General features: G+C 46.8%; 17 protein-coding genes and 1 tRNA gene. 10 read left to right on the top strand and 8 right to left on the bottom strand.

Annotated features, from left to right (window positions below):
- The 5 genes from D7V92_RS06285 to D7V92_RS06265 form a co-directional block, all read left to right on the top strand.
- Positions 1 to 321, top strand: a 321-nt coding sequence (locus D7V92_RS06285; RefSeq protein WP_121772513.1) for a DUF4138 domain-containing protein, incomplete at its 5' end; no start/stop codon positions are given.
- Between the two features lie 3 nt (positions 322 to 324).
- Positions 325 to 906, top strand: a complete 582-nt coding sequence (locus D7V92_RS06280; protein ID WP_121737415.1) for a conjugal transfer protein TraO — start codon at positions 325 to 327, stop codon at positions 904 to 906.
- A 3-nt stretch (positions 907 to 909) separates the two neighbouring features.
- A complete protein-coding gene (locus D7V92_RS06275; RefSeq protein ID WP_121737414.1) occupies positions 910 to 1,800 on the top strand; it encodes a DNA cytosine methyltransferase in 891 nt (296 codons plus the stop codon).
- A gap of 16 nt (positions 1,801 to 1,816) precedes the next feature.
- A complete protein-coding gene (locus D7V92_RS06270; protein WP_121737419.1) occupies positions 1,817 to 2,284 on the top strand; it encodes a DUF3872 domain-containing protein in 468 nt (155 codons plus the stop codon).
- A gap of 6 nt (positions 2,285 to 2,290) precedes the next feature.
- On the top strand, positions 2,291 to 2,611 hold the full coding sequence (locus D7V92_RS06265; protein ID WP_016272707.1) for a hypothetical protein: 321 nt from the start codon (positions 2,291 to 2,293) through the stop codon (positions 2,609 to 2,611).
- 219 nt (positions 2,612 to 2,830) lie between these two features.
- Here the strand turns inward: D7V92_RS06265 and D7V92_RS06260 are convergent, their stop codons facing one another.
- The 6 genes from D7V92_RS06260 to D7V92_RS06225 form a co-directional block, all read right to left on the bottom strand.
- Positions 2,831 to 3,313, bottom strand: coding sequence for a hypothetical protein (locus D7V92_RS06260; RefSeq protein WP_070751239.1), 483 nt, complete (start codon positions 3,311 to 3,313; stop codon positions 2,831 to 2,833).
- Positions 3,314 to 3,324: 11 nt separating this feature from the next.
- Positions 3,325 to 3,546, bottom strand: a complete 222-nt coding sequence (locus D7V92_RS06255; RefSeq protein WP_010803493.1) for a DUF3873 domain-containing protein — start codon at positions 3,544 to 3,546, stop codon at positions 3,325 to 3,327.
- 80 nt (positions 3,547 to 3,626) lie between these two features.
- On the bottom strand, positions 3,627 to 4,160 hold the full coding sequence (locus tag D7V92_RS06250; RefSeq protein WP_016272709.1) for an antirestriction protein ArdA: 534 nt from the start codon (positions 4,158 to 4,160) through the stop codon (positions 3,627 to 3,629).
- Positions 4,161 to 4,792: 632 nt separating this feature from the next.
- On the bottom strand, positions 4,793 to 5,323 hold the full coding sequence (locus tag D7V92_RS06235) for an ORF6N domain-containing protein (RefSeq protein ID WP_016272710.1): 531 nt from the start codon (positions 5,321 to 5,323) through the stop codon (positions 4,793 to 4,795).
- Between the two features lie 85 nt (positions 5,324 to 5,408).
- Positions 5,409 to 6,638 (bottom strand): site-specific integrase, encoded by a 1,230-nt coding sequence (locus D7V92_RS06230; RefSeq protein WP_016272711.1) that lies wholly within the window; start codon positions 6,636 to 6,638, stop codon positions 5,409 to 5,411.
- Positions 6,639 to 6,910: 272 nt separating this feature from the next.
- Positions 6,911 to 6,995 (bottom strand) — tRNA-Ser (locus D7V92_RS06225).
- Positions 6,996 to 7,187: 192 nt separating this feature from the next.
- Here D7V92_RS06225 and trxA point away from each other — a divergent pair.
- Both trxA and D7V92_RS06215 read left to right on the top strand, forming a co-directional pair.
- On the top strand, positions 7,188 to 7,661 hold the full coding sequence (trxA, locus tag D7V92_RS06220) for a thioredoxin (RefSeq protein WP_005858169.1): 474 nt from the start codon (positions 7,188 to 7,190) through the stop codon (positions 7,659 to 7,661).
- An 84-nt stretch (positions 7,662 to 7,745) separates the two neighbouring features.
- Positions 7,746 to 8,078 (top strand): CGGC domain-containing protein, encoded by a 333-nt coding sequence (locus tag D7V92_RS06215; RefSeq protein ID WP_005866270.1) that lies wholly within the window; start codon positions 7,746 to 7,748, stop codon positions 8,076 to 8,078.
- Between the two features lie 82 nt (positions 8,079 to 8,160).
- Here the strand turns inward: D7V92_RS06215 and D7V92_RS06210 are convergent, their stop codons facing one another.
- Positions 8,161 to 8,709 (bottom strand): 30S ribosomal protein S16, encoded by a 549-nt coding sequence (locus D7V92_RS06210; RefSeq protein ID WP_121772512.1) that lies wholly within the window; start codon positions 8,707 to 8,709, stop codon positions 8,161 to 8,163.
- A 345-nt stretch (positions 8,710 to 9,054) separates the two neighbouring features.
- Between D7V92_RS06210 and D7V92_RS06200 the strand changes: the two genes are divergently transcribed.
- Positions 9,055 to 10,692 carry an ABC-F family ATP-binding cassette domain-containing protein gene (locus tag D7V92_RS06200; RefSeq protein WP_005858166.1) on the top strand — a complete coding sequence of 546 codons (1,638 nt, stop codon included), beginning with the start codon at positions 9,055 to 9,057 and terminating at the stop codon, positions 10,690 to 10,692.
- Here the strand turns inward: D7V92_RS06200 and D7V92_RS06195 are convergent.
- Positions 10,689 to 12,170: a DUF3943 domain-containing protein gene (locus tag D7V92_RS06195; protein ID WP_121772510.1), complete on the bottom strand. Its 1,482-nt coding sequence runs from the start codon at positions 12,168 to 12,170 to the stop codon at positions 10,689 to 10,691. The genes D7V92_RS06200 and D7V92_RS06195 overlap by 4 nt on opposite strands.
- Positions 12,171 to 12,342: 172 nt before the next feature.
- Here D7V92_RS06195 and D7V92_RS06190 point away from each other — a divergent pair, with 172 nt between their 5' ends.
- Entirely contained in the window at positions 12,343 to 12,954 is a 612-nt protein-coding gene (locus tag D7V92_RS06190) for a trimeric intracellular cation channel family protein (protein WP_005858164.1), read from the top strand.
- Between the two features lie 22 nt (positions 12,955 to 12,976).
- Positions 12,977 to 14,041 carry an asparaginase gene (locus D7V92_RS06185; protein ID WP_005858163.1) on the top strand — a complete coding sequence of 355 codons (1,065 nt, stop codon included), beginning with the start codon at positions 12,977 to 12,979 and terminating at the stop codon, positions 14,039 to 14,041.
- The last annotated feature ends 6 nt before the right edge of the window (positions 14,042 to 14,047 follow it).

Genomic DNA, 14,047 nt, shown 5'->3' with positions numbered 1-14,047 from the left:
CACACGCAGACGAAGAACAGTTCCAACGTGCCTTTCGATACCGACTTCATCAAGTTTAAGATAGTCGATAAGAAAGTACCCAAGCGCACGGCTATTCAGGAAACGGTGCTGGATGCGGTACGCAGCTACAACGAGGTGATAGAGATTGCCGGGAAAACGACCGTGCGCACGGTGTACGCCCTGCCGAAGTTCACCATTCCTGACGACAAGCTGCTGTTGGTAGAGCTTTACGAGAAGAACGGCGGGCGGCATCAGGTTATCCGGGTGGAAAACGCCGACATCGTGAATGCAGAAGTGATTAACGAACTCAAAATCAAGTAGGGAATGAAGAAACATATCTTTATAATGATGCTCTTTGCGCTGTGCCTGACCTCGTTTCAGGCACACGCACAAAGATACCTGCCGGGCATGAAAGGCTTGCAGGTGACGGCGGGCATGGCGGACGGGGTGCATTGGAACGCTGGCAGTGATTTCGCCTACCATATCGGGGCGGCATACAGCGTTTACACCAAGAACGCCAACCGCTGGGTGATTGGCGGGGAATATCTGCACAAGAAGTATGACTACAAGGATATGAGAATACCAGTCGAACAGTTCACCGCAGAGGGCGGCTATTACCTGAAATTCCTATCGGACAGACGAAAGACCTTTTTCCTGTCGCTGGGACTGTCGGCACTCGCCGGGTATGAAACAAGCAACCGAAGCGAAAAGCTCTTGCCGGACGGCTCTACCTTGCTGGATAAGGACTGTTTTGTGTACGGCGGGGCTTTAACGCTGGAACTGGAAGCCTACCTGACCGACCGGATAGCCTTGCTTGTCAGCGCAAGGGAACGGGCGTTGTTCGGCTCGGACATAGGCAAGTTCCACTCGCAGGTATCTGTGGGACTGAAATTCATTATCAATTAGCCTATGGTACTGCTTGAATTATTTTCAGGTATCGGCGGTTTCAGCAAAGGGCTGGAAACCGCCGGATATACTTTCGACAAGGTATATTTTTCAGAGATAGACAAACACGCAATCGCTAACTTCAAATACAATTTTCCTTATGCGGAACACATCGGAACGGTTACAAACATCGGGGAAGTCGGCATCGAACGTCCCCACATTGTCACTTTCGGAAGCCCTTGCCAAAATTTTAGCGCAATCGGGGACGGAAAGGGACTGCAAGGGAGAGAAAGCCACCTTGTCAGATATGCAGTCGAAGCCGTTAGGCGTTTCAGACCTGACGTTTTTATCTGGGAGAATGTTAAGGGGATATTCTTCGCAAGACATCGCCCGGATTTTTGGGGCATTGTCAAAGCGTTTGCCGACATTGGCGGTTATAGACTTGAATGGCAACTGTGTAATACGGCATGGTTTCTACCCCAAAACCGGGAGCGGATGTACCTTGTCGGACGTGTTGCAGACAGATGTACCGCAGACCTATTTCCTCTCCCTACGCCGGGCGGAGTGCATGGTAAGGTCGGGGGTGATGAACCCGCTGCTCGTCCAAGTGGTACGATAACAAGGAACTACGGCAGGCAACCTAACATCGGGAACTATGTGCTGTGCCTGAAGTCGGGTGAAGCGTACAACGGAACGCCTACACCCGAACAACTGAAGCACGTGCGGATGCTGACCGAAGTAGAGTGCGAAAGGCTGCAAGGCTTTCCCGACAACTATACCCGATACGGGATATATGACGGAGAGAAAAAAGAGATAGCGAAGATACACCGTTATGCCTTACTCGGAAATGCGGTCAGTGTTCCTGTTGTCAGGGAAGTTGCCGCCCGGATTAGGCAAACGACTACTTTATTTTGATAACCCTTATATGATAATGTATATGAAGAATGTAATGTATAAAATCATCATGGGCTGCTACATCGTGGCCGCCCTCGTGCTTGTCACCGCCTGTAATGACCACTTGGATATTCAGCAGGCGTACCCGTTCAGCATCGAAACGATGCCAGTACCCAAAAGGCTGAAAGTCGGGGAAACCGCCGAAATACGCTGCCGACTGGTGCGTGGCGGCTATTACCAGCCGACTACCTATCAAATCAGGTACTTCCAGCCGGACGGCAAAGGGAAGCTGGAAATGGATAACGGCACGGTGTTCCTGCCCAATGACCTTTACCCGCTGGAGAAAGAAATGTTCCGGCTATACTACACCTCGGCATCGACAGACCAGCAGACGATAGACATTTATGTGATTGACAGCTTTGGACAGGTGCGGCAACTTTCGCTATCGTTCAATAATGACAACGGCAAGGAAGAAACGGAAACAATAACGACCCCTAAACAATAAAATGACATGGTAAAAATAGAATTGGATATAAAAGGTATCTCGTGGTACATAGAAACCACGTTGGAAACAGATACAGTTCCGGCAGTAGGTGACATTATCATTGTGGATAAGGACTGCATTTCCGCACGTGACAGGGCTGAATTGTGGAAAACGCCGTCCAATCAGGTTTTCAAATGGACGGACAAAGAAGATGATGCGCCTGTAATGGAATGGTTCGACTGCGACACGGAAATGCTTGTCTATAAACGAACATGGAAATACGACATCGAGGAAGAAGAAACCGTGTGCATACTTGGTGTAAAATTCTTCCAACATGAAGATTTATAGGTTTTATTTCCTTATCGGTTGCATATATACGTGAAAAGCAACGATAGGCAGGGAACACCAAATAGGGAATGATACGCAAGGCGTATGTTATGGTAGTCCACCCGCTGACAGTTCGGCGGGTGGACTTTTCATGTTAGGGAACAGGGCGGGTTTCTTTGCCACTTTATTTCCCGGCACTCACGAAAGAAAGTGGCGGCGGCAAACAGCCGCCGTTCTCTATCAACTGGTTTTAAGGCTCTTTATGGACGTGTATTTCTCTAACCACACCTTTACCTGTTCCATGTTGTATTCGCCCGTGATAATTGCCGTATGGTCGTCTATGGCTACAAACCGGACACTCTCGTAGCTGTTTACCCAGCCTTGCAGGGAACAGACACCCCACGTTTCCACATCTTCAAAAACACTGCGGTCTATCCGGCTGATTGGCTCGCCGAAAACTACCGTCATTATCTGAAAGTCCGGTTTGTCCTCTAACAGTTGCAAATGGTGCAGCGTGCCGAACTCGTCAATTTTGCGTCCCCACGCCCATACATCATTATACAAATCATCACCCCACTGGTGCGGGTGGTCGAAGCGGACTTTTACCTCTATGGTGTGTTCGTTTTCTTCCGTGTCCTCGATAACGCCCGTTACCATTAAGCCCGTAAAAATACACTCGCAACGCCTGCCGATAAGCTCCTTGTTTACTTCTGTCGTTTTCATGTCCCTAAAATTTACTTATTTATTACTCCGTTCTTCTTCGCTATCCACCCGTCACGCCTGCGGCGGCACTCGTCCAGCGTTTTGGCTACCGTGCTGAAAAGTTCGCCGTCCGTGTGGCGGTAGTCATATTGAAAATAAATCTGTCCCCTGAAAGCCCCTAAACAGCATTTCACGAACTTTTCTTCTCCCGGTGTTTGGGTAATGCTTACCCCGTTTTTGTTAAGTGACTGCATGATGTCTTATTTTTTATGGTTATAAACTTGGTTGTTTTAAGCGGGCAGGGCTTTGACACCCCGCCCGGATTAGTATTTGGTTATGCCGCACGGAACACAAAGCCGTCATCAAACCAGTAATCGCACATGAACAGGTCACGGGCAAACTTTTCATAATCGAAATAGGTCTTCGCAAAATCCGGCAGTTCGTAACATTCCTCGATAATTTCGTAGGCGAAATCTTCTTCATCGTTATATTGACCTTGATACTCGTCTTGAAAGTCCCGTACAAGGTCGTCCGCATCTTCCTCGCCCAAATCATGGCTTTTATAGTTGCACCACACGAAAAAGGCTTCCTGCTCGGTGTCGTCCAAATCCTCTACCGCATCACGCAGGGAAAAGAAGTTTTCAGAAATCCAGCTTTCGCCGATTAAGCCCTCCGGCACGTTCTCCCAGTCCTGAAACATATATTCCGCATCTTCCTCGTCCTTGTGAAGTTCCCGGCAGGCTTCGTAAAATTCTTCCTTGTCCGAGTAGTCCGACAGGTCGAGCCATGCGCCGGACAATGAACCGTTGTTATACTTGCCGTAAGTGCCTACATAAACTTTTGCTTCCGATAATACCTTTGCTTCCATATTGCTGTAATTTTTAAGTTTTTGATTTTATGCGGATTCGAGAGGTGAGGGAGTTGAAGTTTCACTGAACTTTTTTCCTGTTTCCCGTAAATCCGACTTTTTTTTTATGCGTCTTCCGGTCGGGTCGGTCGTTTTCGTTTCACATAGGCTTAAAAGGGTAGTGTTTAGAGTTTGCAAGGTTTTGGGCAAAAAATACCTCGCAAGGCAGGGAAGATTTTTTCGCCAAACCGGAACGGCTCGACCTTGCAAAATCGTGAAGAACACGTAACTACCTTTGCCTATTGAAATGATTAAAACGACTGTCCCGGCTGGGGGACTGCGTGAGAGGAAGATTTACATTTAGGGAAACAGGGGAAAAGTGCCTGTTCTCTTTCGTCTTTTAGGGAACACTCCATGCGGGCGGAAAGGCAAGGGTGTTGTGAGCTTGCTTGCAATACGCTTGTGCGGGTTTCCAACGGCTCTTTTCACGAAATACAGTCAGCCATGCCACGCACGGCTGGCGTTTCGGGGAATGTGCCAGTTGGAAAGGGATATAAAAAATGCGGGTAGTCGGTGGACTGCCCGCAAGGTGGAAGAATGTACTTTATTGGGATATAGTTTGTTAGGCGGTATTTCATTACCGAAATCGTTACCTATTCGTTCTTGTCACGGTTATAGGTAACGAAACCTACCGGACGGCGTTCTTTCTGTTGTTTCGACTGGCTTAGAAGCTGGGTAAGGGCTTGGTACAGTTCGTTGAACTGTGCATCGGTGCTTACCTCCAGTTCTTCGATGCGCTTTAACAGTTCCTCGTAACCGATTGCCATTTGGCGCATGAGGACAAAAGCCCGTATGATTGAAATGTTTACTTCTATGGCTACTTTGGAGCGGAGAACCGAGGAAAGCATGGCTACGCCCTGCTCGGTGAAAGCCATAGGCATAGCAACACCGAAATTGTAAGCAGGGGGTATCACATTTTGTGACACCCCTATGGATAACAGCAAGTTAGCTTCCTCTTGGGTGAGAACAAACATAAAATCACCCGGAAAACGCTCGATATTGCGCTTGACCGCCTGCTTCAAGGCTCGTGTTTCCACTTGGTAGAGTTCTGCCAAATGATAATCAAGCATCACCCGGCAACCTCTGACCTCAAAAATCTTGTTTTGGATAATCTGTAAATCCATAATCGTATATTTTAGGGTATTAAGTAATGTTGGAATAAATAGTAGGGACTGGTCACAAATTGTGACCAGTTCCCAGTAATCAAGATTACATGGCGACTTCCTTGTAAATCTTTTCGATGCCGACAAACTTCTTGTCAAGCCCCTGCATATCGCTGCCTATCTTGCTGTTAGTGATGCGGGCGTAAATTTGTGTCGTTTCGATATTGGTGTGTCCCAGCATCTTGGAAACCGTTTCAATGGGTACGCCCTTTGATAGTGTGGTAGTCGTTGCGAACGTGTGCCGGGCAAGGTGAAATGTCAGGTTCTTTTTAATACCGCATACATCGGCAATCTCTTTCAGGTACGCATTTAGTTTCTGATTGCTGATTACGGGAAGTATCTTACCGTTCGGCAACTTTCCCTTGTACTTCTTCAAAATCATCTTGGGAATATCCAGCAGGGGAACATTAACGTCCGTATTCGTCTTTTGTCGCTTTGTCATTATCCAAAGGTTGCCGTCAAAGGATTTACATATATTATCTTGCGTAAGCCCGGCTACATCTATATAGGCAAGCCCGGTGAAGCAGGCAAAGATGAACAAGTCCCTGACGTGTTCCAGCCGCTCGGAAACCATTTTCTTTTTAAGGATGATTTTTATCTCGTCCTCTGTCAGATACCCCCTGTCCACTTTCTCCAGCCGGATTTTGTAGCTGGCGAACGGGTCGCCCACCAGTATGCCGTTGTTGCGGGCAATGATGATGATGCGCTTGAAGAACTGCATGAACTTGGCGGTGGTGTTGTAACCGCACTTGCAGGCGGTACGCAAATACAACTCAAAATCGGTAATGAACATCGGGCTTATCTCCTTTATGGATATGTCCGATACGTTGTACTTGCTGCGGATAAATTCTGCAAGGTGTCGGCGGGTCACTTCATACTTGCGGTAGGTCGCTATCGTCTTGGATATGCCCACAAGCTGCTTCACATCGTCATTATGCTTTTGGAACAACGAAAGGATTGTTTCGTGGCTCTCGCTATGACCTAAAAACTCGTTCTTCACTTTCTCGGCGGTCACATAGTTGTCACGCCGCTGCATTTCGTGGTAAATGGTATTCAGGGAAGAACGTATGTCGTCCAAAAGGGCGTTTATTCTTCCGGCATCCCTGCCTTTGGCTTTGCCCGCAGCCGTGTTCCAGTTGTCGGGCTGGATGCTTTGTTTCGTACTGAACTGGCAAAGTTTGCCGTCTATGGTGATGCGTGCCATAATCATAACCTCGCCGTTTTTCTTTTCAGAACCTTTCTTCAAATAAAAAAGAACCTTGAATGTCGATTTCATAACTCACTTTTTTTAGTTGCAAAATTAATTTTTACCTCTCGTTTTCGAGTTATGCAGACTATGGACTAATCAAGTCATTTTCAGGTCATTTGAGGACAAATCGTTACCGTTTTTGTCCGGCAGGGAATAGGTAACGATTTAGTAACGAAACTTTGTCTTTTACCGTACTTTTGAAGTCTTGGAAGCAGGACTTTCGGGCAATAAAAAAGCCACAAATCGTTGATTTGTAGCTTTTTGTCCGTTTGCTGACCATTTCTGTCCAGCACGTTCAGCGGAGAGACAGGGATTCGAACCCCGGGAACCTCTCGGTTCAACGGTTTTCAAGACCGCCGCAATCGACCACTCTGCCATCTTTCCAATATGTTTTGCGATCAAACGTTTCGTTTAATTGCTTTGCAAAGGTAGTCATTCTTTTGGAATATACAAGAGTCTTATGCGCTTTTTTTCTTTTTGTTTATTCTTTTCTTTTAAGAATAGAATGTGTGGGAATCCCCTTTTTATTGCTATTTTTGTAGCAAATAATTTATCAATCAAGTAAAAGGTTTCTATATGAGAAAGTTGAAAAGTTTATGGCTGGTTTCGGTTGTGCTGCTATTAGTAAGCTGCTCGATGTCCGCTAAATCAGATAAATCAAGTGAGGCTGGTACCGCCTCCAAGGGAGAGGTCGTTACTTTGAACAAGGCAGAGTTCTTGCAAAAGGTATTCAATTACGAGAAGAACGCTACGAAATGGGTATATGAAGGTGATAAGCCTTGTATCATCGATTTTTATGCGGACTGGTGTGGTCCCTGCAAGCAAGTGGCTCCTATTTTAAGGGATTTGGCTATCCTGTATAAGAATGATATCGTAGTTTATAAGGTAAATGTGGATAAGGAAAAGGAGTTGGCTGCCGCTTTCGGTATACAAAGTATTCCTACGTTCTTGTTTATCCCAAAGGAAGGACAGCCTCAGATATCGATGGGAGCTCTTCCCCGTGAGGAGTTTGTGAAACAGATCGATACTTTCTTGTTGAAGAAGAAGTAACACGACTTAGTTAATCATCATTTATAGATCGGAAAGCCGTAGAATTTTAGATTTTACGGCTTTTTTAATTGGGAGGGATGCTTTATGAAAGTAGGAATTATCAGATGTATGCAAACAGAGGATTTTTGCCCCGGTACTACTGATTTTAGGATGATCCGTGAGAAAAAGGGAGCCTTTGAGGGCGTAGAGGAAGATATTGAGATCATCGGGTTTATCAATTGCGGAGGTTGTCCCGGAAAAAAGGCCGTATTAAGGGCGAGGGAGTTGGTGAATAGAGGGGCGGATAGTATCGCTTTTGCTTCCTGTATCCAAAAAGGGACGCCGATAGGTTATGCCTGTCCTTTCGCCAAAAGGATGAAGGATGTTATCCAGAACGATTTAGGCGATGGCATCCGGCTGATCGATTATACGCATTAGGAAGATCCGGTAGCTGGTGGAAAAGGCATAAAAAAAGAGGGCATTGAAAAATGTCCTCTTTTTTATTTTGGCATCGCACGAATTATTCAGCGCTTTCAGTTGCCGGAGCTTCTTCAGCGGGAGCCGCTGCGGCTGCTTTCTCAGCTTGCTTAGCAGCTTCAGCTGCTGCCAATTCTGCTTTCTTTTTAGCTACGATTTCTGCTTTTGCCTTATTAGCTTCCTTCTCAGCCTCAAGACGTGCTTTAGCTTCTGCTCTAGCTGCTTCGCTGTCTTTTTCTTTGATAGCTTGTACGGAAGCTTGTTTGTTCTTCAACCAAGCTTGGAATTTCTCCTCAGCTGCGGCTTCGTCGAACGCACCCTTCTTAACACCTTCCAATAAATGCTTTTTCAAGCAAACGCCTTCGCGAGAAAGAATGTTACGAGTTGTGTCTGTAGGTTGAGCACCTACTTGTAACCAATACAAAGCTCTTTCGAAGTTCAAATCTACTGTAGCAGGATTAGTGTTCGGATTATAAGAACCTATCCTTTCAATAAATCTTCCATCACGTGGAGCCCTGCTGTCTGCGATCACGATTTGGTAGAAGGCGTAACCTTTACGACCGTGTCTTTGCAATCTAATTTTTGTTGCCATGTTTGAATAATTAATTTAAGCTGTTTGTATTAGCGGGTGCAAAGATAGGAGTTTCTGTTTATAAAACAAGCGTTTTGTTGGAAAATATGTGGATGCTTCTGCTTTTTTTAAAGGTAGTTTAAGGGATTAGTCCCTTATGCAATTGGTTGCCGACACCGTCGGCAATAATGCTGACGCTGTCGGAAATATTGCTGACGGCGTCGAAAATATTGCCGACGGCGTCGGTAACCAATTTCTTCCTAGTCTTGTTCCGGAAAGATCGTATGAAATCTCTTGTACATCCCTAATGAAAGGGATTTTTCTTATCTTCGCGGCTTCATTATATTAATGTATTAAAATAAACATATGATTTCAGTTGACGGACTAACAGTAGAGTTTGGTGGAAGCGCCCTTTTCTCGGATGTTTCTTTTGTGATTAACGAGAAAGATCGTATCGCCTTGATGGGTAAGAACGGTGCCGGTAAATCTACCTTGTTGAAGATATTGGCCGGCGTGCGGGAGCCAAGCCGTGGAAAAGTGTCCGCCCCTAAAGATACCGTGATCGCTTATTTGCCGCAGCATTTGATGACGGAGGATGGCCGTACCGTTTTCGAGGAGACGGCGCAGGCTTTCGCCCATCTGCACGAGATGGAGGCGGAGATCGCTGAATTGAATAAGCAACTGGAGACTCGTACGGACTATGAGTCGGATGGTTATATGGAGCTGATCGAGCGGGTCTCTACCTTGAGCGAGAAATTCTATTCCATAGAGGAGATCAATTACGACGCCGATATAGAGAAAACCTTGTTGGGACTGGGTTTCAAACGGGAGGATTTCGACCGGCAAACCAGTGAATTCAGCGGTGGCTGGCGTATGCGTATCGAACTGGCGAAACTACTGTTGAAGAAACCGGATGTCCTTTTGCTGGACGAGCCGACGAATCACTTGGATATCGAGTCTATCCAGTGGTTGGAGGATTTCTTGATCGATAACGGTCAGGCCGTAGTGGTGATCAGCCACGACCGTGCGTTCGTGGATCATATCACGACTCGTACGATCGAGGTGACGATGGGCCGGATTTATGATTATAAGGTAAACTATAGCCAATACTTGCAATTACGGAAGGAACGTCGTGAGCAACAACAGAAGGCTTATGACGAGCAACAGAAGATGATCGCCGAGACGAGAGAGTTCATCGAGCGTTTCAAGGGCACGTACTCCAAGACCTTGCAGGTGCAGAGCCGTGTGAAGATGCTGGAGAAACTGGAGATCTTGGAGGTGGATGAGGAAGATACCTCGGCTTTGCGCTTGAAGTTTCCGCCTTCGCCCCGTTCGGGCTCTTATCCGGTGACGATTGAGAATGTCTCGAAAGCGTATGGCGATCATACGGTTTTCCGGAACGCAAATCTGATGATCGAGCGAGGGGATAAGATCGCTTTCGTCGGGAAGAATGGCGAGGGTAAGTCTACCTTGGTGAAGTGTATCATGAAAGAGATCGAGCATGAGGGGACGTTGACGCTGGGGCATAACGTGATGATCGGTTATTTCGCCCAGAACCAAGCCTCCCTGCTGGATGAGAATCTTACGGTTTTCCAGACGATAGACGATGTGGCGCAAGGCGATATCCGTAATAAGATCAAGGATCTGCTGGGTGCGTTCATGTTTGGCGGCGAGAACTCGGCGAAGAAGGTGAAGGTGCTTTCCGGTGGCGAGCGCACACGTCTGGCCATGATTAAGCTATTGTTGGAGCCTGTGAACTTGCTGATTCTGGATGAGCCGACAAACCATCTGGATATGAAGACGAAGGATATCTTGAAGCAGGCGTTGCTTGACTTTGACGGGACGTTGATCGTCGTATCCCACGACCGTGATTTCTTGGATGGGCTGGTCTCTAAGGTCTATGAGTTCGGAAACCAAAAAGTGACGGAGCATTTGGAAGGCATCTATGAGTTTATGCAGCGCAAGAAGATGGAGAATCTGCGTGAGCTTGAGCGGAAGAATTAAATCCTCCACCCAAGCGTCAGCATAATATCATACGTGGAGCTATCTATATCTTTATGATACTTATAATGGGTACGGCGGGAGAAATAACGATTTCGCAACGCAATATTCCATTTATGCTTGGACATATAGGCTAAGGTGGTGGAAAATACCGTTAAACGTGCGTTGCCGGCATCGCCTTGTACGTTTAACTTTGTAGGGTCCACCGCATTCCAGTCTATATCCGGCTCGTATCCTTTCCATGTGAAGATATGGTAGTTCTCCAAATCGATCAAGAACGCCCAGCGTTTATCGTAGGCCAATCCGGTAAACGCTTTCACGCTATAACCGCTTCCCAGATTATAATCTCTCTCTTCCAGCCGGAGGTAATCGGAGATGCTTGCGCCCAAGGCGACTCCTGTTCCGTATAATTCGGCGTAAACATCTACCTTATTGTCCGGCGTGCCTCTTTTGTAATAGATCAATCCACCACCGACTGCCGCCGCTTCCGATATGCGGTAGGGAGCTACCGTTTGGGAACTATTGGATTTTAACTCGGAATCATAGTAGTCGAAATGCTGAAAGATTCCAGCGGCCAGACTACGAGGGCCTTTACTCCAGACCTGTTTCCCCCAGATAGCCCCAACGGCATTGACTTGGCTGATGAGCGGCTGGCTCGAAAAGAAATCGAACCCGGCCTTCAACTGAAACCATTCATAGGGCGAATAGAAATCATCATTGAAAGGATCTCCATAATCCAACCTGAAGGATACGTGCATGCTCGTAGTGCCATGCTTGGAGCCTTCCTGCTCGGCAAGGAAGCGAGGACCAACCCCCACGATGAAGTTTACGGGAACCGAGGTGTAGACACGCCCCTTGGAGCTGCTGTGTCTCCAAGCTTCTCCCGTGATGATACGATTGATCGCCCGCATCGGAGATATCAAACCGGATAAGATCTCCCGTCCCACACGTTCCGCCCCGTGGGAGCGGTTGTCGATGAATAAGTCGGAGAGCCGGTAGGTAATCTCACCTAATTCTATACCACCGAAAGAGGTGGCAAGCATGTCATTGATGGAGGGCGGTTCCGTTTCCATAAAGAATTCCCACATTAGGCTGCCTCCCGCCGCGAATGGAATGGATTGCCAGAAATTCAGTCCATTGCTACGGGCCGCGTTGAAATATAACGATCCGTGATAGGGATGGGCCACCAGATTGGTAGAGAACTTATCCGTGTCCCAAACAGGCCCCGTCTTGAAGTTTTGCTTAATCGTATGTCCGTTTATCTTCGCGAAATCCTCGTTCATTAAGAAACGGTCGAAAGTCCAGACGGCCATGTTCATTCCGAATACCTCGCTTGCTGCCAACCAAGAGCGGCGTGGAATGAAAAGGGCCGTGTCGCTCACGTAATTGCGGGCATCCATCTGAGGGAAGTGTTGCCCCCACATCCATTGGCTGGATAGCAGACAGATCAACCCGATCAACATGCATTTTTTCATCCTCATCTAACTCAATTCTCTTTTGTAAATAAAAATCAATAGGTTACGGTTATAACCACTCCGCAAACTTATATATAATAAACATTAAGGGATTCGTTTGGTTTAAATTATTGTTAGGTATTCTTTCTATAAATGCTGTTATTTGCGAACTATTCCGTATTTTTGCGAAAAAAACAAAATGATAGATTTTATCACCTTTTGTGACTATACAGGGACCTTTGCGTTTGCCATAAGTGGCATAAGATTGGCTTCTGCGAAACAATTTGATTGGTTTGGCGCCTATGTGGTGGGTGTCGTGACCGCTGTAGGAGGAGGTACGATTCGTGATATTTTATTGAATGCGGTGCCTTTTTGGATGGAACAAGCCTCTTATTTGATTGTCTCGGCCTTGGCTTTGTTGTTCGTTATCGCTTTCCGAAAATACGTGATCCGTTTGAACAATACATTTTTTATATTCGATGCTATCGGATTGGGGTTGTTTGTGGTGGTAGGTATCGCCAAGACCTTGGATTTCGGGTTTCCCATGTGGGTGGCGATCGTGATGGGAACCATAACCGGCTCGTTTGGCGGTATGATGAGGGATATATTGATTAATGAGGAGCCTTTGATATTCCGGAAAGATATTTATGCGTTGGCTTGTGTCTTTGGCGGTTTGATATATTATATATGTATGCAAACTTCTATGTCGGCGGCGATGATACAGTTCGTATCGGCGTTGAGCGTGTTCCTCGCACGTATAATCGCCGTAAAATATCATATAAGTGTTCCGGTGTTGAAAGGAGAAGAATAATTTATTAACTTTGCATAATTATATGGACATGCATACTCAACAAGAAAAGGCTTCCATCCTGTTGATATATACGGGTGGGACGATAGGTATGATCGAGAATCCGGAGACTGGAGTGTTAGAGTCGTTTAATTTCCAGCATTTGAAGGACAATATGCCGGAGTTGAAGAAACTGGGGTATTCGGTGGCCACGATACAGTTCGATCCTCCGATGGACTCCTCGGAGATGGGGCCGGACTCGTGGATGAAGATCGTGAAAATCATCGCCGATAATTATCAGAAATACGACGGCTTTGTGGTACTGCATGGCACGGATACAATGTCGTATACGGCATCGGCATTGAGTTTTATGCTCGAGAACCTGAGTAAGCCGGTGATCCTTACGGGATCGCAATTACCGATCGGGATGTTGCGTACCGATGGGAAGGAGAACTTGATTACGGCGATCGAGATAGCGGCCGCCAAGGAGAACGGCTTACCGTTGGTCCCGGAGGTCTGTATCTTTTTTGAGAATGATTTATTGAGGGGGAATCGTACGAGTAAGATAAACGCAGATAATTTTAACGCGTTCCGTTCGTACAATTACCCGGCTTTGGCTCATGCGGGTATCTATATCAAGTATGATCTGCCGCAGGTATATCATCCGGTATCGCGTAAGCCGCTGAAGCCGCATTATTTGTTGGACCGAAATATCGCTATACTAAAACTATTCCCCGGAATTTCTCCGCAAGTAGTGGAAAGTATCCTGAATATCCCGGGTCTGAAAGGCGTGGTGATGGAAACATTCGGAAGCGGAAATGCTCCGTGCGAGGAATGGTTCTTGAATATGTTGAAGGAGGCTGTAGACCGTGGTATCGTCATCGTGAATGTTACTCAGTGTAGGGCCGGAAGTGTGGAGATGCACCGTTATGAGACGGGGCACAAATTGTTGGAGGCAGGCGTGACGAGCGGCTTCGATAGTACGACGGAGAGCGCCGTGACGAAGCTAATGTTCCTCTTCGGCCATGGGCTGACACCCGACGAGGTGAAGGAGCATATGAACTGCTCGTTGATCGGGGAGGTATCGATCCCTGAGACGTTCCGCCCCTAGTGTATA

Source organism: Parabacteroides sp. CH2-D42-20 (assembly GCF_003670185.1).
GTDB lineage: Bacteria > Bacteroidota > Bacteroidia > Bacteroidales > Tannerellaceae > Parabacteroides > Parabacteroides distasonis.
This window is presented reverse-complemented; position numbering and strand designations above follow the sequence as displayed.

What these genes read in the sequence shown, in the direction of transcription:
- D7V92_RS06185 (WP_005858163.1), top strand. Translation starts at nt 12,977, where the DNA reads ATGGACATGCATACTCAACAAGAAAAGGCTTCCATCCTGTTGATATAT.
- D7V92_RS06255 (WP_010803493.1), bottom strand. Translation starts at nt 3,546, where the DNA reads ATGCAGTCACTTAACAAAAACGGGGTAAGCATTACCCAAACACCGGGA.
- D7V92_RS06200 (WP_005858166.1), top strand. Translation starts at nt 9,055, where the DNA reads ATGATTTCAGTTGACGGACTAACAGTAGAGTTTGGTGGAAGCGCCCTT.
- D7V92_RS06215 (WP_005866270.1), top strand. Translation starts at nt 7,746, where the DNA reads ATGAAAGTAGGAATTATCAGATGTATGCAAACAGAGGATTTTTGCCCC.
- D7V92_RS06230 (WP_016272711.1), bottom strand. Translation starts at nt 6,638, where the DNA reads ATGAAATCGACATTCAAGGTTCTTTTTTATTTGAAGAAAGGTTCTGAA.
- D7V92_RS06275 (WP_121737414.1), top strand. Translation starts at nt 910, where the DNA reads ATGGTACTGCTTGAATTATTTTCAGGTATCGGCGGTTTCAGCAAAGGG.
- D7V92_RS06195 (WP_121772510.1), bottom strand. Translation starts at nt 12,170, where the DNA reads ATGAGGATGAAAAAATGCATGTTGATCGGGTTGATCTGTCTGCTATCC.
- trxA (WP_005858169.1), top strand. Translation starts at nt 7,188, where the DNA reads ATGAGAAAGTTGAAAAGTTTATGGCTGGTTTCGGTTGTGCTGCTATTA.
- D7V92_RS06190 (WP_005858164.1), top strand. Translation starts at nt 12,343, where the DNA reads ATGATAGATTTTATCACCTTTTGTGACTATACAGGGACCTTTGCGTTT.
- D7V92_RS06265 (WP_016272707.1), top strand. Translation starts at nt 2,291, where the DNA reads ATGGTAAAAATAGAATTGGATATAAAAGGTATCTCGTGGTACATAGAA.
- D7V92_RS06260 (WP_070751239.1), bottom strand. Translation starts at nt 3,313, where the DNA reads ATGAAAACGACAGAAGTAAACAAGGAGCTTATCGGCAGGCGTTGCGAG.
- D7V92_RS06210 (WP_121772512.1), bottom strand. Translation starts at nt 8,709, where the DNA reads ATGGCAACAAAAATTAGATTGCAAAGACACGGTCGTAAAGGTTACGCC.
- D7V92_RS06280 (WP_121737415.1), top strand. Translation starts at nt 325, where the DNA reads ATGAAGAAACATATCTTTATAATGATGCTCTTTGCGCTGTGCCTGACC.
- D7V92_RS06270 (WP_121737419.1), top strand. Translation starts at nt 1,817, where the DNA reads ATGTATATGAAGAATGTAATGTATAAAATCATCATGGGCTGCTACATC.
- D7V92_RS06250 (WP_016272709.1), bottom strand. Translation starts at nt 4,160, where the DNA reads ATGGAAGCAAAGGTATTATCGGAAGCAAAAGTTTATGTAGGCACTTAC.
- D7V92_RS06235 (WP_016272710.1), bottom strand. Translation starts at nt 5,323, where the DNA reads ATGGATTTACAGATTATCCAAAACAAGATTTTTGAGGTCAGAGGTTGC.